This is a genomic window from Microcoleus sp. B13-B6, from assembly GCF_036705405.1.
Lineage (GTDB): Bacteria > Cyanobacteriota > Cyanobacteriia > Cyanobacteriales > Microcoleaceae > Microcoleus.
Genome location: NZ_JAUBUJ010000020.1, coordinates 21074 through 42748, shown reverse-complemented (window position 1 = coordinate 42748; position 21675 = coordinate 21074). Strand labels below are relative to the sequence as shown.

Annotated in this window: 20 protein-coding genes; 10 read left to right on the top strand and 10 right to left on the bottom strand. The window is 47.0% G+C overall.

All coding sequences use genetic code 11. The features are described from left to right. Window positions 1-65: 65 nt before the first annotated feature. A complete protein-coding gene (locus QUB35_RS11600) occupies window positions 66-1247 on the top strand; it encodes an RtcB family protein (RefSeq protein ID WP_333142064.1) in 1182 nt (393 codons plus the stop codon). Between the two features lie 272 nt (window positions 1248-1519). Here the strand turns inward: QUB35_RS11600 and QUB35_RS11595 are convergent, their stop codons facing one another. After that, window positions 1520-1891, bottom strand: a complete 372-nt coding sequence (locus QUB35_RS11595) for a DUF4278 domain-containing protein (RefSeq protein WP_333142063.1) — start codon at window positions 1889-1891, stop codon at window positions 1520-1522. A gap of 243 nt (window positions 1892-2134) precedes the next feature. Then, entirely contained in the window at window positions 2135-2479 is a 345-nt protein-coding gene (locus QUB35_RS11590) for a BON domain-containing protein (protein ID WP_333142062.1), read from the bottom strand. Between the two features lie 185 nt (window positions 2480-2664). On the opposite strand from QUB35_RS11590, the gene QUB35_RS39120 reads away from it, so the two are divergent. Next, window positions 2665-2826, top strand: coding sequence for a hypothetical protein (locus tag QUB35_RS39120; RefSeq protein ID WP_445252025.1), 162 nt, complete (start codon window positions 2665-2667; stop codon window positions 2824-2826). Between the two features lie 138 nt (window positions 2827-2964). Here QUB35_RS39120 and QUB35_RS11585 read toward each other — a convergent pair whose 3' ends face one another. The 6 genes from QUB35_RS11585 to lpxC form a co-directional block, all read right to left on the bottom strand. Continuing rightward, on the bottom strand, window positions 2965-4245 hold the full coding sequence (locus QUB35_RS11585; RefSeq protein WP_333142061.1) for a DNA cytosine methyltransferase: 1281 nt from the start codon (window positions 4243-4245) through the stop codon (window positions 2965-2967). A 23-nt stretch (window positions 4246-4268) separates the two neighbouring features. Beyond that, complete coding sequence (gene lpxB / locus QUB35_RS11580) at window positions 4269-5441, bottom strand: lipid-A-disaccharide synthase (protein WP_333142060.1); 1173 nt, start codon at window positions 5439-5441, stop codon at window positions 4269-4271. 9 nt (window positions 5442-5450) lie between these two features. Further along, window positions 5451-6053, bottom strand: a complete 603-nt coding sequence (locus QUB35_RS11575) for a Uma2 family endonuclease (RefSeq protein WP_333142059.1) — start codon at window positions 6051-6053, stop codon at window positions 5451-5453. 41 nt (window positions 6054-6094) lie between these two features. Further along, complete coding sequence (gene lpxA, locus QUB35_RS11570) at window positions 6095-6889, bottom strand: acyl-ACP--UDP-N-acetylglucosamine O-acyltransferase (RefSeq protein WP_333142058.1); 795 nt, start codon at window positions 6887-6889, stop codon at window positions 6095-6097. Window positions 6890-7030: 141 nt separating this feature from the next. Further along, a complete protein-coding gene (gene fabZ, locus QUB35_RS11565; RefSeq protein WP_333142057.1) occupies window positions 7031-7552 on the bottom strand; it encodes a 3-hydroxyacyl-ACP dehydratase FabZ in 522 nt (173 codons plus the stop codon). A gap of 82 nt (window positions 7553-7634) precedes the next feature. Continuing rightward, on the bottom strand, window positions 7635-8489 hold the full coding sequence (gene lpxC / locus QUB35_RS11560) for a UDP-3-O-acyl-N-acetylglucosamine deacetylase (protein WP_333142056.1): 855 nt from the start codon (window positions 8487-8489) through the stop codon (window positions 7635-7637). Window positions 8490-8560: 71 nt separating this feature from the next. Here lpxC and QUB35_RS11555 point away from each other — a divergent pair, with 71 nt between their 5' ends. Continuing rightward, window positions 8561-8737, top strand: a complete 177-nt coding sequence (locus QUB35_RS11555) for a hypothetical protein (RefSeq protein WP_333142055.1) — start codon at window positions 8561-8563, stop codon at window positions 8735-8737. A gap of 322 nt (window positions 8738-9059) precedes the next feature. Here QUB35_RS11555 and QUB35_RS11550 read toward each other — a convergent pair whose 3' ends face one another. Together QUB35_RS11550 and purC are read right to left on the bottom strand one after the other, a co-directional pair. Beyond that, window positions 9060-11453 carry a BamA/TamA family outer membrane protein gene (locus tag QUB35_RS11550; RefSeq protein WP_333142054.1) on the bottom strand — a complete coding sequence of 798 codons (2394 nt, stop codon included), beginning with the start codon at window positions 11451-11453 and terminating at the stop codon, window positions 9060-9062. Window positions 11454-11636: 183 nt separating this feature from the next. Further along, on the bottom strand, window positions 11637-12365 hold the full coding sequence (gene purC / locus QUB35_RS11545) for a phosphoribosylaminoimidazolesuccinocarboxamide synthase (protein WP_333142053.1): 729 nt from the start codon (window positions 12363-12365) through the stop codon (window positions 11637-11639). 276 nt (window positions 12366-12641) lie between these two features. Between purC and QUB35_RS11540 the strand changes: the two genes are divergently transcribed. The 7 genes from QUB35_RS11540 (at window position 12642) to QUB35_RS11510 (ending at window position 21570) form a co-directional block, all read left to right on the top strand. After that, complete coding sequence (locus QUB35_RS11540) at window positions 12642-13829, top strand: transposase (RefSeq protein WP_333142052.1); 1188 nt, start codon at window positions 12642-12644, stop codon at window positions 13827-13829. Between the two features lie 153 nt (window positions 13830-13982). Further along, window positions 13983-14414, top strand: a complete 432-nt coding sequence (locus QUB35_RS11535) for a response regulator (RefSeq protein ID WP_333076249.1) — start codon at window positions 13983-13985, stop codon at window positions 14412-14414. Window positions 14415-14534: 120 nt separating this feature from the next. Next, window positions 14535-17951, top strand: coding sequence for a response regulator (locus QUB35_RS11530; RefSeq protein ID WP_333142051.1), 3417 nt, complete (start codon window positions 14535-14537; stop codon window positions 17949-17951). 165 nt (window positions 17952-18116) lie between these two features. Next, window positions 18117-20420, top strand: coding sequence for a DNA phosphorothioation-associated putative methyltransferase (locus QUB35_RS11525; protein ID WP_333142050.1), 2304 nt, complete (start codon window positions 18117-18119; stop codon window positions 20418-20420). 161 nt (window positions 20421-20581) lie between these two features. Beyond that, the gene (locus tag QUB35_RS11520) at window positions 20582-20809 is read left to right on the top strand and encodes a hypothetical protein (RefSeq protein WP_333142049.1); all 228 of its coding nucleotides are present in this window, start codon (window positions 20582-20584) and stop codon (window positions 20807-20809) included. Between the two features lie 115 nt (window positions 20810-20924). Further along, a complete protein-coding gene (locus QUB35_RS11515; RefSeq protein WP_333142095.1) occupies window positions 20925-21206 on the top strand; it encodes a type II toxin-antitoxin system VapC family toxin in 282 nt (93 codons plus the stop codon). 151 nt (window positions 21207-21357) lie between these two features. Further along, window positions 21358-21570: a hypothetical protein gene (locus QUB35_RS11510; RefSeq protein ID WP_333142048.1), complete on the top strand. Its 213-nt coding sequence runs from the start codon at window positions 21358-21360 to the stop codon at window positions 21568-21570. Window positions 21571-21675: the final 105 nt, after the last annotated feature.

Genomic DNA, 21675 nt, shown 5'->3' with positions numbered 1-21675 from the left:
CATCCGAAAGTCTTTGTGTTACACTTGTACTACATAACAAACTTGCAAAACCAACTTAAACAAAAATGCCCTACGAAAAATTAGACATATCAGCCCCAAAACCAGTATTATCTTGGGCAAATCACGCCCTGGGCGAAAAAGAAACCAAGATGACCGCAAACGTAGCATCTTTGCCCTTTGTATTCAAACACGTCGCACTAATGCCCGACGTACATTTAGGAAAAGGTGCTTTAGTCGGTTCAGTAATTGCCACAAAAGAAGCGATTATTCCGGCGGCTGTGGGCGTCGATGTGGGTTGCGGTATGTCTGCGATAAAAATGCCATTCAAAGCTCACAAATTAGAAGGCAAACTCAAACAAATTCGCCTCGATATCGAAGCCGCAATCCCTGTGGGATTTTCGGAAAACAAAGAAGTAGAAACAACTGTCACCAACTGGCAAGGATGGGGCGAGTTTAAGGAACTTCATCAAGGTGTGCAGCACCAAAACAATAAAGCCTTAAAACAAATGGGTTCCCTCGGCGGCGGTAATCATTTTATTGAGGTTTGCGTTGATACTGAAAACTTTGTTTGGCTGATGCTGCATTCCGGTTCTCGCGGCATTGGAAATTTGCTCGCACAGCAGCATATAGAGACGGCTAAAGATTTAGCTAAACTGGCAGAAATTAATCTGGCTGACAAAGATTTGGCTTATTTTGTAGCGGGTACGCGGGAGTTTGCCGCTTACTGGCACGATTTGCAGTGGGCGCAAGATTATGCTCGTTTTAATCGCGATGTAATGATGAATCGGTTTAAGCGAATTGTGGAAAAGCACGTCGCGGGTGGCAAATCTGTTAAGCCGTTATTAGAGGTGAATTGCCACCACAATTACGCGGAAAAAGAGGTGCATTTTGGCGAAGATGTGTATGTTACTCGCAAGGGTGCCGTGCGCGCGGATGTTGAGGATTACGGGATTATTCCGGGTTCGATGGGGGCGAAGTCTTTCATTGTTAAAGGGAAGGGAAATGCTGAAAGTTACTGTAGTTGCAGTCACGGTGCGGGGCGCTTGATGTCTCGCACTCAAGCGAAGAATGTATTCACTCTCGATGATTTGGTGCGGCAGACTGAGGGGGTTGAGTGCCGGAAAGATGAGCAATTTTTAGATGAAATTCCGGGGGCTTATAAGCCGATTGATGAGGTGATGAGTCAGCAGTCGGATTTGGTGGAAGTTGTGGCGACTTTGAAGCAGGTGGTTTGTGTCAAGGGGTGACAGAAACTGGTTTATTCTTTTATATGTTGCACCATTCTCAATTAGCCTTTTATGAACAGGCAAGATGCCTGTTCCACAAAGAGTAGATTTTCTTGTGGGGAGTAGGGGTTGCGCTTCTAGCCCACCCAAAAAAGGATTATTGAGAATGGTGCAATATCTCAGTTTATTTGTACTTCACTTAGCTAAAAATTGCTGTATAGGAAGAAGGGGGAAATTGAGCTTAACTCGATTTCCCCCTCTTGACAAACGCTTTGTTTTCTGAAGCTTTTTCTCTAACACACCATGTGTCTCGACTCAATTTCTAGCAAGCGCAGCAGTGTTTCATCGCCCTTGGCTTTGGCTGCTTCCTTTCTACGATCGAGAATATTGCAAAGATTCGCCCGGTGCACTTGCGCCACTTCCATAACTGTTGGGTAAGATTTAACCGCCCCTGGGGCGTTAGCTGCTGCGACATTCCCATCGCCAGCTTGAGCATCTCGCTTTTTGGTATAGTGTGGGCCGCCGTATTTTTTGGGGTTGGGAATGTGTCTCGGATACCGATAGTTCCAGTTTTGCCCCCGGTATTTGCCCGCGACTTCGCCTTCGACCATATCAACTGTCGGAATGTCGTACTCGTAGTTTGAACCGCGATAAGTGAGTTTCATATTTTTTGATCCTTATATTTATGGAGATAAAAAGGGCAGTCAGGTCAGGGTTGGTTTTCTTGGCTAAAACTTTTTTAGTTTCTGTATTCAATTATACGGTTTTTTGAGATGAATCGGTTGTGTTTACAAAAATTAATATTTGGAGGGGGGAGACGGCAAGAAAAAACCCGCCGCAGCGGGTTTAATCGAGTTTTTGACTAATTCGAGCAGCACCCGGAGCGAAACTGCTTCGCTTGGGCAGAACTAGCCAACTGTCACCTGATCGGTTTGCACGCCTGCGGCACCTTCTTCAGCAGAGGCGATCGCCACCAACTTGTCGAGAATTTCCTGACTGGGAACTTGACCTTTGAGAACAACCGTGCCACTGAGCTGAGCCACATAAACAGTCTCGATATCAGCAACTTCTGGATCGCTGTCAAAAGCTAAAGCCACCCGCTTCGCCAGGCCGCTTTCGTCAAAATTTCCGTCTGGGCCGACTTTAGCAGGAGCGATGGATTGCGCTTGTGCTGCTTGCTGTACTACTTGTGCCATCGGTTCAGCCTGGGGTGCAGGCTTTTCGAGTCCGAACAGTCTTTTAAACCAACCCATAGTATTTGAGTCTCCTGAAAATACACTTTTTCCAAGATAGCTCTAGAATTCCAAAAGACTCGTAATTGTTGCAAAACTCAGCGAAATTTATCAAAATGTTTTCCGGTAGACTTTCACAATCTCAAATCTCCCATGATATGCAGATGTTGATTTTGCTATTTTATGTATAGGACGATCGCTACGCCTTGGATTGCAGGCCAGTAGTCGAAATAGTTCCCACTTTTACCTTGAACAAACTGCACAGCGCGCCGGAATACATTCCCGGTTTGTTTAACTACCCAGGACATCTTGTGCTGGTCATCGAAGTGCGATCGCTGATACAGGCACTTTGCCCTGCGCTTAATTGAGGGTAGTCCTGCATATACGCTGTAAATCTAATTCTTAACTTTTTATATCATTTCTGGTTACACTCATACATGATGTTGACGGTTGACAGTGAAAAGTCAACAGTCAACAGTGAACAGTCAACAGTGAACTCGAATTGACTATTCCGATGCTAACGGATTTGATATTAGATAATATTGTTCTGCTTCCGACCAATTCAGTTTAAGCAACGAATCATCTCCCCATGTCAGCTTGAGACTCGGCTTAATTGCTTCCACGCCCAAAGCGCTAATAATCTGCGCTGCGACAGCTTTCGCCAATAGTGGCGGTACAGAATTTCCGACTTGGCGAAAACCGTGCCATTTTGTGACGTGAAATCTAAACCAGTCAGGATAGGAATGCAGTCGCGCAGCTTCTCTGACTGTAATGCACCGAGGGGCGATCGGGTGAATCGGTCTCGGAGAAGTATAAGCCCCCCTGGCCCTGTCGGTTCCGGCCCTGAGAGTGTTGCAAACTCCGTCGGGGTGAAGCTTGTAAAAACGGCTGATCGGCTCTTTTTCGCCGCGTTTGGCCGCCTGAAACCTTTCTATACATTCCTGAGAATGTTTAGTTCGTAAACTAGAAGAGAGGATTTGTCTATCGTACTCGCGATCGTAGGAATAATCATCATCCAAACCATCGATTCCGCGCATTATACTCGCATAAGCGCTGCTCTTTCCGTACTCCGCGATTACCCAATCTCGGTGCAGCAAATCGCTGTACTTTTCCACATCCGGCAAATCTCCAATCGCATCCCAAACTGTCGGGACAGCAGGTAAATTAATTTTTTTATAGCGTTTAGGAATTTTAACTTTCGGCAGTATAGTAGTTTGCTGAGGGTATTTGGGTAGCTCATAACCTTCTTTGCACCCAATCAAAAACAATCGTTTGCGAGCTTGCGGCACTCCATAGTGAACAGCGTTGAGAACTTGATAATTTTCTTCTACTTTATAGCCACGTTTCAGAAAAGAGCTAATTAAAACATTCAGGAGTTCTTTGTGTTCTCCTGATGCAATTCCCGGCACATTTTCCATTACAAAAAACTTGGGTTTTAGCTCCAAAACTAAGCGCTGAAAGTGAAAAATTAGAGAATTTCGCGGGTCGTCTACCTCGCGCTTGCCCATCATGGAGAATCCTTGACAGGGCGAACCGCTGATTACTACGTCTATTTCGCGCCGCCCGATCGCCGATTTTTTCCTAATTTCTGATCCCGTAAGCTGTGTGACATCTTTGCACAGAATAGAACACAGCGGGAAATTAAACTCGTGTGTGGCGCAGTGAATAGGGTCAATTTCGACTGATGCAAGTACATCAAAACCTGCTTGTTCAAAGCCCAGGGTCATGCCGCCCGCGCCTGCAAATAAATCAACAGCGATCGGTCGCTTTTTCCGATTGCTTGGCATAACATTTCAATAACAAAGTTGCTTTAATTTGCTGTATTTAATTTAACATTTTTCATTATTTCCGCAGCGGCCCGATCGCACACACCCACATCTCCGAGACTTTCGCGCATTTCCCGATAACCTGCCAAAGTTTGCTGGCGTCGATCGGCATTTTGCAGCAATTCCAGTGCGTGATTCACTATATTTTCCGCAGTCGCCTCGTCTTGCAGCAACTCCGGGACGATCGGCTTCATTTGCACCAAATTGGGCGGAGACATAAAAGGAATCGAAAATTTCAGCACGTGGCGAGCAATAACCGCCGTAATCGGACTGACGCGGTAGGCAACAACTTGCGGAACGTCGAGCAAAGCTAGCTCCAGATTAACAGTACCAGATTTAGCGATCGCCAGATCGGCAGCAGCCAAGATTTCCAGAGTTTGATTTTCTAACAAAGTAGCCCGCAAACCGTAATTCTCGATCGCCTGTTCAATTTTGCTGCGAAAAGCTTTGTTAGCCAGCGGAATCCAAAAATGAACTTCCGGCAATTTAGCTTGAATAATTTGAGCTGCCTCAAATATAACCGGCATCAGGTACTTGAGTTCTTGGTGTCTGGAAGCGGGAATTAGGGCGATCGACACCTGTTCCGGCCCAATTCCCAAAGTTTTGCGGGCAACTTCCCGGCTGGGCGCAGATTGCATTCTATCCACCAAAGGATGACCAACCCAACTCACTTCGGCTCCTTTTTTTTGATAATAACAAGCTTCTTCGGGGAAAATTGCCAAAAGTTGGTCGCAAATATTGACAATCAGCTCAGTATTGCGAGGAGAAATCGACCAAACCCATTCTTGAGGTGCGATGTACCAAACCACCGGCAAATCAGGCAAATAGCGGCGGATGTAGCTGCCAATACCGAGATTTGGAGTCAAATAATCAATCAATACAACAGCATCGGGGCGAAAGTTTTTGAGATATTGTTTAGCTTTTTGCTGAACTTTAATCGTGGGCCAAATATACGGCACGGATTCTATAAGGCCCATAGAACCAATGCCCACAGTATCGCCTAAAATAGTAGCACCCGCTTCCGCCATACGAGGGCCACCCAATGCGGTTATTTCTAGATCAAAACCAGCCGCGACAGCGTGACGTTTTAAGGCTGCAACTAACAAAGCTCCTTGCAAATCGCCCGAAACCTCACCAGTGCTGATAAAAATTTTCATATTCTGACTTTATACAGGTGAGATGTTGGCTAATAACTCGGTAACAGCATCATATTGATCGGGCATATTAGCACAGCGTAGCAGTAATTCTAAGTCTAGATCGGGAAGGAATGTACTCCTGGCAATCTGCTCATAATTTTCACCTGTTAAGTAATAGAGAGATAACTGACTATTTTCCCAAAACCAGACTTCCCGAACGCCCAATCTTTTGTAGAGTTCTAGAGTATTTATCCCGCCACTGGTAATTACCACTTCAATAGCAATATCTGGGACTATTTTTTGGGTTCCTATATCATAGGAATCATCCGGCTCTTTTCTACCGCCTAATTCTCTGTTACCTAGAGTCGGGCCGCCCTTGCCGTAAAATCGAATCCCGTTTGCTCTCATATATGCCTCTAGGAGCATACAGAGAGTTTTCTTGATTATTTCGTGTTCGGGCGAGACAGTCATAATTTGCAGTATTTTATCGAGATAGAAAAATTTCACACCTCTGACATCTTTAAAAGCTGCTTCTATCGCTTCAAATTGCTCCCAACTAACATCTGAGAACCTGATGCAGCCATCTTGTTCTGTTTCAGGGGATGTAGATTTGACTGAAGTATATACATTCATAGGGCAACAGTCGCTTAGTTCATAGGTTTATTCTACCTCATTCACTTTTTGCCAGGAATCAAACCGCGCCGCCCTTTGGTTATAGACTGCTGCACAAATCTCCGCAGGTGCTGCAAGTGGGCGTTTTCTGGCAACAAATCCAACTGTTCCAAAGCTTGATTGAGAGTGTAGCCAGAATGATATAGAATACGAAAAGTTTTCTTCAAAACTAGCAAATCTTCTGCAGTAAAACCAGCGCGATCGAGGCCTATTTTGTTGATGGCTCGCACTCTCGAAGGATTCCCCTCGACTAGCATATAAGGAGGTACGTCTCGATCGATCCTGCTCAAGCCGCCCACCATAGACAAGCGGCCGATGTGGACAAACTGGTGAACGCCCAAAACACCGCTCAATCGGGCTTGAGACTCGATTTTAACGTGTCCGGCTAAGGCTACAGCATTGGCGATAATTACTCGATCGGCGATCGCGCAATTGTGTCCCACATGAACATAAGCCATCAATAGATTATGATTGCCAATAGTCGTGCTTTCCCCGGCTCCAGTAGCGCGGTTGATTGTCACATATTCCCGAATTTGATTGCTGTCGCCAATTTTCACCCTAGTCGGAGAACCCTCGTATTTCAAATCTTGAGGTTCCAAACCTATCGCCGCACCGGGGAAAATTTGATTGCGAGCACCTATTTCTGTTAGCCCGTCGATAATTGCATGGGCGCCAATCTTAGTCTCCGGCCCGATTTTCACTCTTTCCCCAATTACAGCATAAGCTCCCACTTCTACAGTCGGGTGAAGTTCAGCACCGGGATGAATCACAGCAGTTGGGTGAATCAAAGTAAGCATTTTTCAGTTGTCAGTTGTCAGTTGGCTGTTGTCTGTTGTCTGTTGTCTGTTAGCTGTTGTCTGTGATTAGCTACTGATTAGTCCTTACCAATGCTTTTCGGCCCTGAGCAGGGCATCGGCCTGCGCTGGCCAATGCTCAATTTAATCTACCATCGAAAACGTCAATTCTCCTTCACAAACTTTTTGTCCGTCTACTTCAGCCAGAGCCTGCATTTTTGCGAAGCGACGGCGTTTTACCCACAGCAATTCTACAGTCATCAGCAACTGATCGCCCGGTACAACCTGACGACGGAACTTGACTTCATCAATTCCGGTAAACATCCACAATCCTTGCTTGATGTCTGGCAACTGAGCCAGAACAATACCGCCAACTTGAGCCATAGCTTCGACAATTAATACTCCAGGCATAATTGGTCGTCCGGGAAAATGCCCTTGAAAATGCGGTTCGTTGAAAGTCACATTTTTAATTCCTACAGCCTTCTCGGACGGCACGTAATCAACAATCTTGTCAACCAGTGCAAAAGGATAGCGATGAGGCAATAATTTATGAATTTCTTCGAGAGTAAAAGTAGATTTAACCGCTGGAGAATCATCACCGTTCTCGGTGGGAAGGGATTCAGAATTAGCAGTATTGAGGGTGTTAACTTCAGTCAGCGTAGACATTACTTGAAGACTTTTGAGTGTGGTATTGCAGAAGGCAGAAGGAAGAATAAAGATGCAATCTTAACAGATCACCTGTTTTTTCCTAACTTTTATCTAGGGTAGCTAGAGCTTCCGATTTCAGGGCTTGGGCGAGTTGGACGTGCAGGTTGTGACTGGCTTTGTAAGCCAAGTAGTGAGCTTTTGGCCAAGTTCCTAGCAGACTGAGGTCGCCTACTAAGTCTAAGATTTTATGGCGCACCGGTTCGTTGACAAATCTCAAGGGCGGGTTGAGCCAGCCGGATCGATCGCAAACTAGGGCGTTCTCTAGGGTACCACCTTTGATCAAACCTGCTTGTCGCAATTGGTCAACTTGGCGAGCAAGTCCAAAAGTGCGGGCTGGGGCGATCGCCGTCGCAAAACTTTCTGCCTCTGGCGACCAACTGTACCATTGATTGCCGATCGCCTGTTCCTCAAAATCAATTCCGTAACTAAATCGAGTTTCGGCTGAGGGTAAAGCCGCTGCAAAAGCATCCCCGTGGCGCACCCAAATTGGCTGTTCTAGGACGAAGGAGGAAGTGGGGGCTTGCTTCGATTCTTGAGGAACTAAGCCGGTATGGGCGATCGCCTCTACCCAAACCAGAGCCGAACCGTCCAGCAGCGGCACTTCCGGCCCCTCAACCTCTATTCGAGCATTATCCGCTCCCATCCCCGCCAAAGCCGCTAATAGATGCTCTACAGTGCGAATTTGAGCATCGATACCTGCCAGTTCCGTTGAAAGTGCAGTCTGACAAACCGCCTCAATTTTTGCAGGAATTATCGGAGTACCAGGCAAGTCAACTCTGACAAAATAGCGGCCTTTCCCAACCTCCGCAGGCAAAACTCGGACGCGAGTTTGTTCGCCGCTGTGCAAACCGATTCCCGACAGTTCAAATTCAGATTTTAGGGTGTGAATAGTCATTTGGAATAAGGAAAAAGGAAGAAGGAAGTTAACCGTAGTTAACTCCTTAACCACATCCTAAGATGTGCTTAATGCCCTCGACTACAGCCACCACCGCTGCGATATCTAAAATTGCCTGGAAGGGCAATATTATCGACTCGAAGCTAGCTCCAATTGCAAGACCTGCTAGAACCTTTGCTGCTACGATTGAAATAGCTGGCAAGTTAGCTGTAGCAGCAAAGGCTAAAAGTCCCCCATTAGAGCAATAATTGCGATTAACTCCGGCTGTCCGACAGTACGACAAGAGCTAGTTTCTGCTATTTGAGTAAATTGCAATAACAGCATCGGAAAAAATGGAGTCATATTGGGCTGGTGGTAAGGTTCTCTACGATTGTAACAGCCGCAACAGCGTCACAGTAGTTAACCCGTAGGGTGCGCCGGGCCGCGCACCTTAGATATGATTCGTAGGGTGGACCCAGACGCAGCTTAGCAATTACCAATTAGCAATTACCAATTAGCAATTACCCATTAGTAATTACCTCTTACTCCTAACTAATGACTAATGACTGCTGACTAATGACTCTTCGTTAATTAGAATCGCTCACCAATCCCAAAGTGAATTTGATTGTCGCCAGTGTCGTTGATACCGTAATCGATCCGGATCGGCCCTAAAGGAGATTGAACCCGCACGCCGAACCCGTAACCGTAACCGCTACCGGGCTTTTCGCGGATACCGGCCGGGTCCCCCGGGACATCTTTGCCCGTGCCCAAGTCAGTGCCAGCATCCAAGAATAGTGCTCCGCCGATAAACGAAATAATCGGGAAACGGTACTCAACGCTGGCTTCTAGGAAGCTGCGCCCGGCTCCCATGTCGCCTTCGTCGTATCCGCGCACCGAGTTGGCGCCGCCCAAGGCAAAGGCTTCGTATGGAGGCAAATCTCCGAATACGGTGCCGCCCCTAAAACTGAATGCCAGGGTTTGAGGGCCGGCGGTAAAGTTAGTGTACTTGACTGGTAGGTACAAGCTGTAGCTGGCCCGCAGGCGGTTTAAGAGGATGCTGCCGGAACCTACAGGAATCGATTGTTCCATCCCAAATCTGAGCAGGGAACCGCTAGTGGGGCGGAGGGGGTCGTTGCGCCGATCGCGCACTGCACCTGCTTGGAATGTTGTCAAGTCGTCTGAGCCAGAATTGCTAAAACTCAACTGGTTGCCGAGTTCGTCCTCGGATTCGCGCCTGCCTTTGCGATCGGTAATTGAGACTCGCTGGTACTGCAAGCCGACTGAAGCAGTCCACTCCGAATCGGCAAAAGGATTGGCCGACAGGGGACGGGTGAAATTGATGCCGGCCCCGGTGCGATTGATGCGGGGTCGATCCTCGTTGGGCAATCTGACTTCCCGTTCGCCGCCGTCAAAAATCACGCTGATCGATCGTCTTCTAAACGCATTAATCGTATAAGAAGTCCGGTAAGGATCGCCCGCAATCCAGGGATCTGTAAAACTCAGGTCAAACAGATTTTGGCGTTCCCCGATTTGCACCTCAGCGCCCAACTTTTGGTTCCTACCTCTGAAGTTTTGCTGCTGGTAACTCACCGTACCGAACAAACCCGTCGCGGAACTCAAACCCGCACCCGCGGCTAGAGAACCGGTATTTTTCTCAATGACGTTGACAATTACCCTTGCCTTGCGGGGGTCAGTCGTTCCCGGTTCCAAGGCAAGTCGCACGTCTTCAAAAATTCCCAAACCAAACACCCGTCTCAAATCCCTTTCCGCCTTGGTGCGGTTAAAGATGTCTCCGGGCTTGAGTTCTACTTCGCGGGTGATGACAAACTGACGGGTGTTGCCTCCGATCGGCTGACCCGTGGCATCTGTTGCCTCTCCCTCCTTGTTCAGGAAGCGGACATCAACGGATTCGATCTGGCCTTCTGCCACTACCAGGGTGACAGTGCCGTCGTCTGCTACTTGCGGGGCATCAGTGATTTGCCCCAAAACATAGCCGTTCTCTTGATACCACGCATTAATTTTTTTCACTCCCTCTTCAAAGCGGCGGAGGTTGAGAATTTTGCCGTATTGATCGCGGAAGCTTTCGTCAATTACGCTTTGGGGCAGCACTTGCTGACCGGTGATTGTCACTCCCCGCAATACCGGATTTGGCTGCACAATAAAAGTCACCCGGACGCCCAACGGGGTGTCTTCCGGTACTGCCCGCACGTTTCTAAAAAAGCCCGTGGCAAAAATGGCGTTGATGTCTTGTTGCAGTTGGCTGCGGTTGGTCGTGCGTCCCGGTTGGGTGCTGATGACTCGGTAAATTTCGCTTTCCAGGTCTTCCGTCGCCCCGGTGACTGTAACTTCTGCAACTAGCACTTGCGGTTCTGCCGCCCCAGCGGGTGCGGGCGTTTGTCTGGGCTGCGGTGCTGGGCCAGGGGGCAATGGGGGAACGGTGTCGGTGGGCGGTCTGGTCGGGGCCGGTCTGGTCGGGGCCGGTCTGGGGGTAACTTGGGCGTTTTGAGCGATCGCCCCTGATTCCTCTGGTTTCCCTAGCTCTGCTGCGATCCAGGCGGGCGTTACAGCCGCTTCCTTGGGGGGGAGCGGGGTGCCGAGTTGCGCGTCTGGCAGGGCGTTTTGGCTGCTAGAGGCGGGGGAGGGGTTGGATGCTAGCTGGGGTTGGAGTTGAAGGAGCGGAGGTGAAACCGGGGAGGGCGGGTCTGTGACTAGGTTTGGGGGCTCCTCGCCTTGTCCTCTGTCAGGGGCCGTAGCTATTGTTAGGGCTTCCCCTTTGCCGGTTTTAGCGGCTTTGCGGTTTTGAGGAGGGTTTTGGGTTAATTCTGGAATGGGGCGATCGGGTAATTCGATCGACGGGGCGGGCCGGGCGGCAGCCAAAGCTTCCTCTGCAGATTCAGAGTAGGATGTTTGGCCGTTTGCAGAATTTGATAACCCGAATGTTGCTGAGGCAGTAAAAACTGCCACCAATACAGCAGATAAACGCATTTTTGTTCACTTTTTTGGGCAATTCACACACCACATTAGTCATTATTCATTAGTCATTAGTCATTAGTTATATAAGTCGGTGGAATTTCGCGCTGACCGCTAATTGATGACTGTTGACCGCTGAGCTGACATCAAAGGCACAAGGGTGACAAACTGTGCAATTGTAGCGCATTGTTAAAGCCTCTAGACTTTCTGAGCTAGAACCCGTTGGAGAACTTGCTGGTAAGCGGTTTCCACCGATCCCAAGTCCCGGCGGAATCGGTCTTTGTCCATAACACGGGCGTCGGGGTCGGTTTCTGCGTTGTCCCAGAGGCGGCAGGTGTCGGGACTGATTTCGTCGGCGAGGAGCAGATTTTGATGTTGGTCGATACCGAATTCTAGTTTGAAGTCTACTAGGGTGATGCCGCACTCGGTGAAAAATTCTTTGAGTATTTCGTTAATTTCGCGGGCGGCTATTTCTAGTTGGTCTACTTGTTCGGGGGTGGCTAGCTGCATTAACTGGAGCCGGTCGCGGGTCAGCAGCGGGTCTCCCAAATCGTCGTTTTTGTAATAAAACTCCACCAGCGGGGGATTGACTATTGTGCCGAGGGCGAGCCCGGTCTGCTTGCAAAGACTGCCGGCGGCAATGTTTCTGACTACGACTTCCAATGGCAAGATTTGGACGCGACAGACTCGCATTTGGTTGGGGGCCGGCGTGTCGATGAAGTGGGTGGGAATGCCTTTGGCTTCTAGCATCCGAAACAGGTGGGCGGATACGGCGCAGTTGATTTCGCCTTTGCCGACGATGCTGCCCCGTTTCTGGGCGTTAAAGGCTGTGGCGTCGTCTTTGAAGTGGGTCAGCAAAATTTCGCTGTCTTCGGTGGAGTAGAGGATTTTGGCTTTGCCTTCGTAGAGTTTGCGATCGGCTGACATGGCGATTAATAATAAGGTAGATGAGTTTTAGATTTTACCGTAGCTCGATCGGGCGTTATTGGCGAGTTTTTGGATCTCGGCTGCGCCCCTGAGAGCATGAGGGGCGAGTACACCTGCCGGTAGATACCGTCATCGGCCCCGGAATAAATGATTCTTGACCAAAAAAATGGGATACAAGCCTCCCCCTTCTAGGGGGACTTTCGGCTCGGAATCTCTCAGCGAGGTTTTTGCATTAAACAGCACTGCATTTATTCAGGTCGGCTCTACAATGGCTGTATGTTAAATCTAACCTACGAGTACAAGCTCATTCCTACCGATACGCAACGCCAGACTTTCGACCAGTGGCTCAATATTTGCCGCAAGGTCTACAACTTTGCATTGCGAGAACGAAAAGATTGGGTTAATTCTCGTAAGTGTGATATCAACTCGTGCAGCATGAAGCAGGAATACATGATCCCTGCTGATGCACCGCGTCCAACCTTTGCGGGCCAATGCAAATCATTAGCCCAAGCAAAGAAGTTAATTCCTGAGTTGAAATTGCCTCACACCCATGTCTTGCAGCAGGCGTTGCGCCAACTAGAAGCAGCGTTTGTGGCAATGTGGGAACGAGGACACGGTTTTCCTAGATTCAAAAAGCGGATGCGCTCCGTAGTGTTCCCTCAATTGAATCTAGAATCCGTTAAACAGTTTGATGGTGCCGATTGGGTCAACCTACCCAAGATTGGGTTAGTTAAAATGCACCTGGATCGTCCAATCCCTCAAGGGTTTGAGGTTAAGCAAATTCGCGTTGTTAAGAGGGCTTCTGGCTCCTCGGCCATGCTCAGTTTGCAATGTGATATCAAAGTACCTCAAGCCTCACCTTCAGGACATGGATTAGGGATTGATTTAGGGTTAAAACATTTTTTGGCAACTTCTGATGGTGAATTGATTGATAGACCTAGATTCTTTGTGGATGGACAACGCAAGCTGAAATTGCTGCAACGTCAACAATCGCGCAAGAAAAAAGGCTCTAGAAAGTTTCGTCAAATTCATCACCAAATAGCGAAGCACCACGAATACATCTCGAACAGTCGCTCATACTTTCATTTCAAGACTGCACATCATTTATGCAACGCAGCCCAAACAGTATTTGCTGAGGATTTGAACCTCAAAGCAATGTCAGCCGGAATGTGTGCCAAGCACACGCTTGATGCAGGGTTTGGTCAGTTCTTGAATATCTTGAGCCATGTTTGCTTTAAGCGAGGTGCGTACTTCGCGTCTGTAAACCCGAACGGAACAAGTCAAACTTGTCCAAGATGTCAAACCCATACAGGCAAAAAAGAACTATCCGAACGGGTACATAAATGTCAAACCTGTGGCTATGAAACGAATCGAGATGTTGCAGCCGCGCAAGTGGTGTTGCAGCGTGGATATACAGCGGTTGGGCAAAACGAGCGTGAATTTTGGGGAGGGGAAGCTACATGAGTAGTCCCAATGAACCAAGAATCCTCGTGCCTTCAGGCCGAGGAGTTGTCAAAAAGGACAATAGAGATTAAACCTGCTGGGTTCGCGATCCGTGCTGGCTAAACCTCCCCAACGAGACTGGCGCTTAAAAAACATCTATAAAATGGCTGATTTATGCAAGACAAAAAAATTCATATTCTCTTGGTAGAAGATGATGAGGTTGATGTGATGAACGTCCGGCGAGCTTTCAAAAAAAATAACATCGTCAACCCCCTCTACATTGCTGCCAATGGATTAGAAGCTCTGGCAATATTACGTGGAGAAGGAAAAATAGACCCTCCAATGCCTCAAGCGCGCCGGTTGATTTTGCTGGACTTGAATATGCCGAGAATGAGCGGGATCGAGTTTTTGCAAGAATTGCGACTGGATGAATGTTTGAGGTCAATTCCGGTAATCGTCCTCACAACTTCTAATGAAGATAGAGATAAAGTAAAAGCTTATAATTTGAATGTAGCGGGCTATATTCTTAAACCTGTGACTTTTTCTAACTTCGTGGAAGTGATGGCTACCCTCAACAGATACTGGATGCTGAGCGAAATTCCCTAAACCAGGGAAAATTTAATAAAAAAATTTTCAAGGGGGGTTTGTGATTTTTCAGCGATGCAGTTGTTTTAATTCCGTTTTCTCGACAGCAGCTTTTTCGGAGTAATCCACAATTCGGTTTTTATGGACAAAATTCTCACAATTCTGATAGTTGATGACGATGCAGTTGATCGAATGGCGATCAAAAGATCGCTCAAGTCCGCTGGTGTTTCGGCAGAAGTTACTGAAGCAGAAGACTGCGCGGATGCCCTGGCCCAACTCTCGGTCAGCAAAAATTCTACTCAGGCTACCGCGAAACTCTCCAAACAAAATAAATCTCAACCTTTAAGCGAGGTTGAGGAGACAGAAAATGGGCTGCTATTAAATCAAATATTTGAGTGCAAATTTGACTGCGTATTGCTCGACTACGGATTGCCCGACGGAGACGGGCTGAGTTTGGTAAAAAATCTACGAGAAGCAGGGCTGAAAGTTCCCTTAATTGTGCTCACAGGTCAAGGCGACGAACAAATTGCTGTGGAATTGATGAAGGCTGGAGCTTCTGATTATATTGCTAAAAATAAGCTTTCTCCCGATAGTTTGTCTCGCAGCGTGTACAATGCCATGCGCGTTTACCGCGCCGAATCAAAGGCGTTTGATGCCAGTCAAAAACTTAAGGAAAGTGAGGAACGGTACAGGTTAGTTTTAGAGGGAGTGAACGACGGAATTTGGGATTGGGATTTAAGTAAAAATGAGGTTTATTGGAACGATCGCCTTTTGGAAATTATCGGTTTGTCGCGAAAGCAATTTGGCAGGACTATGGAAGCTCTATACAACCGCTTGCACCCCGATGACAAGGAGGGAATCGTCGCGGCGATCGCCGCTCACTTGGAACAAGAAATAGACTATAATGTAGAATTCCGGCTGCTACACTCGAACGGTGTTTACCGCTACTGCACTTCTCAGGGAAAAGCTCAGCGGAATTCCCAAGGAAAACCGCTGCGGATGGCCGGTATGATTAGCGACATTACTCAGCGCAAACAGGCGGAAGATGCTCTGGAAAGGGAACGGCTGCAACTGAGACAAATTATTAATTGCGTGCCTGTAGCAATGGCGATGTTCGATACACAAATGCGCTATATGGCTAATTCTAAAAAATGGGTTAGTCAATTTGATTTGGAGTTGCCGTCCCTGAATAATCTCAGCCATTACGAATTGTTTCCAGATACCCCCAATCGCTGGAAAGTAATGTATCAAGAAGTGCTCAAAGGCAAGGTAGTTTCTGTGAGCGAAGATGCCTGGGAACGATCGGACGGCTCTGTTCTGTACCTGCGGTGGGCTGCTCACCCTTGGTACGATCCAGACGAGAAAGTCGGGGGAATTGTGATGGTTGCCGACAAGATTAATGAGTTGGTGGAAGCGCGGGAAACTGCCTTAGAAGCGAGCCGGGTGAAGTCGCAATTCTTGGCGAACATGAGTCACGAAATTCGCACTCCGATGAATGGGGTTTTGGCAATGGCTCAATTGCTGCTGCGCGCTCCTCTGGAACAGAAACAGCGGGACTGTGCTCAGACGATTTACCGCAGTGCTGAACATTTGCTGACTGTTATTAATGATATCCTCGATTTCTCTAAGATTGAAGCTGGAGAAATGCGGCTGGAAAAGTCTAATTTTGATTTGGATAGTTGCGTTGAGTCGGTGATAGAAATTATAGCGCATTTGGCCGAAGAAAAAGGTATTGAATTGAATATTTTAGTTGACAGCTCAGTGCCGAGAAAGTTGGTGGGCGACTCGGGCAGATTGAAGCAAGTTTTGCTGAATTTGACGGGTAATGCCATAAAATTTACCGATCGCGGTCAAGTTCTAGTTCACGTAACTGTGAAACAGGGCAACCGACAGGCAGACGGTAGACAAGAAGCAAGATTGCTATTTTCCGTGCGGGATACTGGCATTGGAATTTCGGCCGAAGGGCAAACAAAGCTGTTCCAATCTTTTTCTCAGGTAGACGATTCTCCGACTAGACCTTACGGCGGCACGGGTTTGGGTTTGGCTATTTGTAAGCAGTTAGTGGAGATGATGGGAGGGGACATTGGAGTTCGCAGTTTGCTAGGTAGCGGTGCTACTTTTTGGTTTACTGTACCTTTGGAAAAACAGTTGCCAGTTGAGCCTCCCGATCCCGAACTTGCGGGCAAGAAGCTGTTAGTAGTATCGGAAAGCGCTTTGAGGAGGGCAGCGGTGCGATCGCTCGCTCAAAGTTGGGGTGCCCGCTGCGATGAGGCAGAAACTGCTACTGAGGCTTTGACTTGGTTGAACAAGGCCCAGGGCGCGATTTCTCAGAATTCGGGGGAGAGGGAAAAAAGCTGGGATTTGGTGCTTGTGGACTTGCAAATGCCTGAGTTGGATGCGGAGGAATTTGCTAGGAAAGTGCGATCGACCTCGAAAGTTGGCTCCTTAATCGCCATGACTGCTTTGCGAGAACAGCCCAAAGCTGAATCACTTTGCAGTCAGGGTTTTAACGGATATTTGATCGAGCCCGTGCGGCCAAGCCGCCTGCTTGAGGCAATGCTTGCGTCGGTTAAGGGAACTGGAGAGTTTGGGAGGCTGGAGGCTGCTAATACTTGCAAATTGCCAGCAGTTAATTCTCAATATGTTACTCCCAATTCGCTGTCATCGCTGAGAATTTTGGTGGCGGAAGACCACCCGATCAATCAACAAGTTCTGGTCGAACAGTTGGCAGTTTTAGGCTATCAGGCTGACTGCGTGGTCAACGGTCAAGAAGCGCTGGATTGGCTGGCAAAAAAAAGCTATGATTTAGTGCTGATGGACTGTCAAATGCCGGTACTTGACGGTTACAAAGCGACGCAAAAATTGAGGGAAATAGAAGGAAGCGATCGGCATACTTTTGTGATGGCTTTAACTGCTCATGCTATGCCGGGGGAACGAGAAAAGTGTCTGGCGGCGGGGATGGACGATTATCTCAGCAAACCTGTAGATTTAGATGCTTTGGCGGCGGCTCTGAAAAAGTATGAAGCCCTAAATGTTCAGGGTGAAAATAAGTATGGAGTAAAAAGTATTAACTCTGAAAATAAATCTCAATTAGCAACAAATTATACAGAACTTGTGGAAAAAGCGCAGGTTGTGGCTCTGCCGACACCAAGGGCGATCGCACATCAAACTTGGGAACATAGAGACTGCGACGGGCTGTTCGACAAGAGCAGATTAGAGCAACTCGGACGAGTTAATATTAAATTGCCAGAGCGACTTTTGCAAGCTTTTGTGGCAGACGCCCAAGCGGACATGGCTGCTGCCAAACTAGCTCTAGAAGCTAAAGATTGGCAAGCTGTGGAATATCAAGCCCACCGTCTCAAAGGAACTTCGGCTAATGTGGGAGTTGCTCTGATGTCGGATTTGGCCGCACAATTGGAGCATCAAGCGCGAGGCTTTCAATCTGAACCACCAGAGAGGGAATTGTTAAATATTGAGAGGATTGAGAACATATTAGTGAGTTTGTCCAGTCATTTAGCCCGGGTTCAAGAATTTGTGGAAACTCGAATGTTCGGTTAATATGTCAGTCGATCGTAGTCGATCGTAGTCGATCGTAGTCGGCGATTGAAATCGCGCCTACACAAACGAAGTCCGCCTACGCGGACTAAGAAATAAATTGTTTCTTTCTTCACTCCGTGTCCTCTGCGTTCTCTGCGGTTAATTTAAAAAACAATTAATTTAGCTATGAATTACGATCCCAGTACAAACACTATTTTAGATAGCGATTCATTAGAAAATGATGAAAAACGGCTCACGCCTTTGATGACATTTGCTCAAGAAGTTTTATTGTACGAAAACGAGGCTATCTCTGAGCAAGATTCTGTAAATGCTGTGCCGTACTTACCCGACGAAATCAATAATTCTTGTGTAGACAATTTGGTGGCAAAAGTCGCTCGGTGCTGTCGGGAAAGCAAGGTGGGGAAAAAATTACCTACGGCTTTTTACGTTCACGTTTCGGCTTTGCAGACACTCAACCCTGTCATCGGAATCTACGAAAATTGTGCCAGACGCACTCTCGAAAATATTGATGAAGCGAATTTAGTTAAATTTTCACTCCATCAACCTAAAATATCTTATCTTTTTTACCCGGATTTCGATACAGATGCTCATCCTGCTTTGCAAACCAGCATCCAAATTAATCTAGCAACAGGGGAAGTGAAATATTTCGATTACAGCAACAGCGAAAATCCTCCAGTTTTGCACCGTAAGGAAACTTTTGTAGCTGCGGATTATCCCAATTACGAAAAGTTTGCGAGGCTGACTCGCAGCGAGGAAAAGTGGGGGCTGCTTGACAATACTAGCGTTATCGGCACTCGCGAGGGTTGGCTCAAATATTTGGGATATTGCGGTGTAGAAATCCAAGATCATACTGTTGTCGAGCGTTTGAAACAGGAGAATAGTGAGCTATCAATTCCTAAGATCGAGCGACACAAAGCTGCAATGGTACGCAATTCGCTTTCTAAACCTCTGCGTCTGGTTTTAGAAGCTGATTTAGCGAGGGACGGGGCGACTTTTTTTGATTACGGTTGCGGTTTCGGCGGGGATGTTAAATATATTGCACAAGAGGGTTATGCTATTTCTGGTTGGGACCCATACTATCAGCCGGATACTCCGCGAATTTGTGCTGATATTGTGAATATTGGTTATGTGATTAATGTGATTGAATCTTTGGCGGAACGGCGAGAAGCTTTGCTGAATGCTTGGGAATTAACTAAGAATTTATTAGTTGTAGCGGCTCAAGTTTTGATTGACGATCGCCAACAAGGTCAAATTGCTTACGGGGATGGGGTGATTACTTCTCGGAATACTTTTCAGAAGTATTACGAACAAGAAGAGTTGAAGGTTTATATTGATCAAGTTTTGAGTGTTGATGCGATTCCTGTGGCTTTGGGGATTTATTTTGTGTTTCGGGATGCGGCGGAGGGTGAAAGTTTTCGTGCTTCTCGGTTTCGATCGCACTTATCGACTCCCAGAGTGCGATCGAAAGTTAAGCGGTTTGAGGATTATGCGGAAATGTTGGCTCCTTTGATGGCTTTTGTGAGCGATCGGGGCCGCCTTCCTGTTAAAGGCGAACTAGCGGAAGAATCGGCGATTAAGGAGGAATTTCACAGTTTTAATCGCGCTTGGAGGGTGATTTTGCAAGCAACGGATGCGGATGATTGGGAGAAAATCGCCGACAAGCGCCGCCAAGATTTGCTGGTGTATCTGGCTCTGAACGGTTTGGGCGATAGACCTTCAATGCGCCGACTCCCGGCTCAAATCCGCAACGACATCAAAGGTTTGTTTGACAATTATCAAAAAGCTTGCACTTTGGCAGATTTAATGCTATATAGTCTGAGCAAACCTGATATTGTTGCGGATTGCTGCGAAGATAGTGCGATCGGCTACAAACAGCATGGTTCCCTTTCTGTTCACGTCTCTGCATTAGAAGAACTAGATCCTTTGCTCAGGCTCTACGAAGGCTGCGCCAACCGCACAATTGGCAGACTTGACGGCGCGACAATTATCAAATTTTACGCTCGCAGACCTCAGATTTCCTATCTATTTTATCCCGATTTTGACACTAACCCGCATCCAGCCCTTCACACTTCTATGCACATAGATTTGCGCGACCTTTCTGTGAGCTATCAAGACTATTCTGATGTGTACAATCCGCCAATTTTAGTGAGAAAAGAAGCTTTTGTTACTGAGAGTTATCCCCATTATGACAAGTTTGCGAAACTCACCCGCCAAGAAGAAAAGTTAGGTATTCTCGATCGTGGCGTAGTTAAGAAACATCGGGAATGGATGAAGTGTTTGGAGGAAAATTGCGTTAAAATTAAGGATCATAAGTTGTTTTGGCGATCGAATGCTGACCCAGAAAAATTGAAAATGCTGCAAAAAGCTGCCTCGGAACGTCAGGCGCGAAAGATTGAGGTTAATGCAGGAAAGAGTGAAGGAACCACAGAGGGCACAGAGAGCACAGAGGAAGGGAAAGAAGAGGAATAGTCATGGAAACAGAGAAAGTTTCTGCCTAACTACCCAAAGTTGGGATTTTAGACATAAAATTTCTGCTTTTGACCCCATGACGGGAAGGGAGTAGTTCCCAAAATCTCAAAATATTGATAGACTTAATCAAAGATATCTTGTTCTGTTTAAAAGGTAGAGCCATGACAAATCAAGAGTTTTTAGGTGAATTTTTATCTCTGCCGGCTGAAGCACAGAGTCAAGTGGTAAGTTTGATCGCCTTTTTAAAACAAAAGTACATATATGATGAACCTGTCTCTTCGTCAGTAAATGTTGATTTAATGAACGATCCATTTATTGGAATGTGGCGAGATCGTCAAGACTTAGGTAGCACTACCTGGGTACGTAATCTCCGAGAAAACGAGTGGTAAAAAGCACATGGCTAGTTCAACTATCATAGATACCGACATAATCATCGATGTTGGTCGTGGTATTCCTGATGCAGTTAATTGTTTGCAAGGACTAAAATAAAGTTCTCGATTACCAATTAGCATAATCACACAAATGGAGCTAATTGTTGGTTGCGCTAACAAGGTAGAGTTACAGACTCTAGAAAAATTTATCCAGCAGTTTGACGTGATTAGAATTGACCAGTCTATCTCAGATAAGGCGGTTGACTTGTTACGGTTGTATCGGCTAAGTCACGGCTTACTAATTGCCGATGGCTTGATCGCAGCTACAGCAATAGTATGGGAGTACCCTTTCATCACTAAGAACCAACGAGATTATCGATTCATTCAAAACTTAAATTTATTGCCATATCCGTAGCAATCAGAAAGCCTAACAATGCGTTGGAGTCGAGTATCGGTATTGGTTTACTTGATGGACGAATTGTAGTTGTTGTCTACACGGAGCTTGATGAGGAAACAGTTCGTATTATCTCCAGGGCGAAAGTCACTGTCTTATGAACGCAGACGCTATGAACAATACCTCACAAACCGACTGGGCGAGAATCGACGCAATGAGCAATGAAGATATCGATACTTCCGATAGTCCACCACTATCGGAGGAGTTCTTTACTAGAGCGCAATTACGAATGCCTCAGTCGGCTATTACTATGCAAGTTCAAGTCGATCCTGAAACATTTGCTTGGTTTCAGGCACAAGGAGAAACTGCCAGCAAATGTCTGTAGCACTTAGGATTTATGCAGATGCACACAAAACCTATCCTGCATTCGTAGCAAAGCCAGCATAGCGACAGCTATAATTATGGTTGGGTTTCATTACCTTCCGACAAA

Coding starts and splice junctions, on each gene's coding strand:
- QUB35_RS11600 (WP_333142064.1), top strand. CDS start 66: ATGCCCTACGAAAAATTAGACATATCAGCCCCAAAACCAGTATTATCT.
- QUB35_RS11595 (WP_333142063.1), bottom strand. CDS start 1,891: ATGAAACTCACTTATCGCGGTTCAAACTACGAGTACGACATTCCGACA.
- QUB35_RS11590 (WP_333142062.1), bottom strand. CDS start 2,479: ATGGGTTGGTTTAAAAGACTGTTCGGACTCGAAAAGCCTGCACCCCAG.
- QUB35_RS11585 (WP_333142061.1), bottom strand. CDS start 4,245: ATGCCAAGCAATCGGAAAAAGCGACCGATCGCTGTTGATTTATTTGCA.
- lpxB (WP_333142060.1), bottom strand. CDS start 5,441: ATGAAAATTTTTATCAGCACTGGTGAGGTTTCGGGCGATTTGCAAGGA.
- QUB35_RS11575 (WP_333142059.1), bottom strand. CDS start 6,053: ATGAATGTATATACTTCAGTCAAATCTACATCCCCTGAAACAGAACAA.
- lpxA (WP_333142058.1), bottom strand. CDS start 6,889: ATGCTTACTTTGATTCACCCAACTGCTGTGATTCATCCCGGTGCTGAA.
- fabZ (WP_333142057.1), bottom strand. CDS start 7,552: ATGTCTACGCTGACTGAAGTTAACACCCTCAATACTGCTAATTCTGAA.
- lpxC (WP_333142056.1), bottom strand. CDS start 8,489: ATGACTATTCACACCCTAAAATCTGAATTTGAACTGTCGGGAATCGGT.
- QUB35_RS11555 (WP_333142055.1), top strand. CDS start 8,561: ATGCCCTCGACTACAGCCACCACCGCTGCGATATCTAAAATTGCCTGG.
- QUB35_RS11550 (WP_333142054.1), bottom strand. CDS start 11,453: ATGCGTTTATCTGCTGTATTGGTGGCAGTTTTTACTGCCTCAGCAACA.
- purC (WP_333142053.1), bottom strand. CDS start 12,365: ATGTCAGCCGATCGCAAACTCTACGAAGGCAAAGCCAAAATCCTCTAC.
- QUB35_RS11540 (WP_333142052.1), top strand. CDS start 12,642: ATGTTAAATCTAACCTACGAGTACAAGCTCATTCCTACCGATACGCAA.
- QUB35_RS11535 (WP_333076249.1), top strand. CDS start 13,983: ATGCAAGACAAAAAAATTCATATTCTCTTGGTAGAAGATGATGAGGTT.
- QUB35_RS11530 (WP_333142051.1), top strand. CDS start 14,535: ATGGACAAAATTCTCACAATTCTGATAGTTGATGACGATGCAGTTGAT.
- QUB35_RS11525 (WP_333142050.1), top strand. CDS start 18,117: ATGAATTACGATCCCAGTACAAACACTATTTTAGATAGCGATTCATTA.
- QUB35_RS11520 (WP_333142049.1), top strand. CDS start 20,582: ATGACAAATCAAGAGTTTTTAGGTGAATTTTTATCTCTGCCGGCTGAA.
- QUB35_RS11510 (WP_333142048.1), top strand. CDS start 21,358: ATGAACAATACCTCACAAACCGACTGGGCGAGAATCGACGCAATGAGC.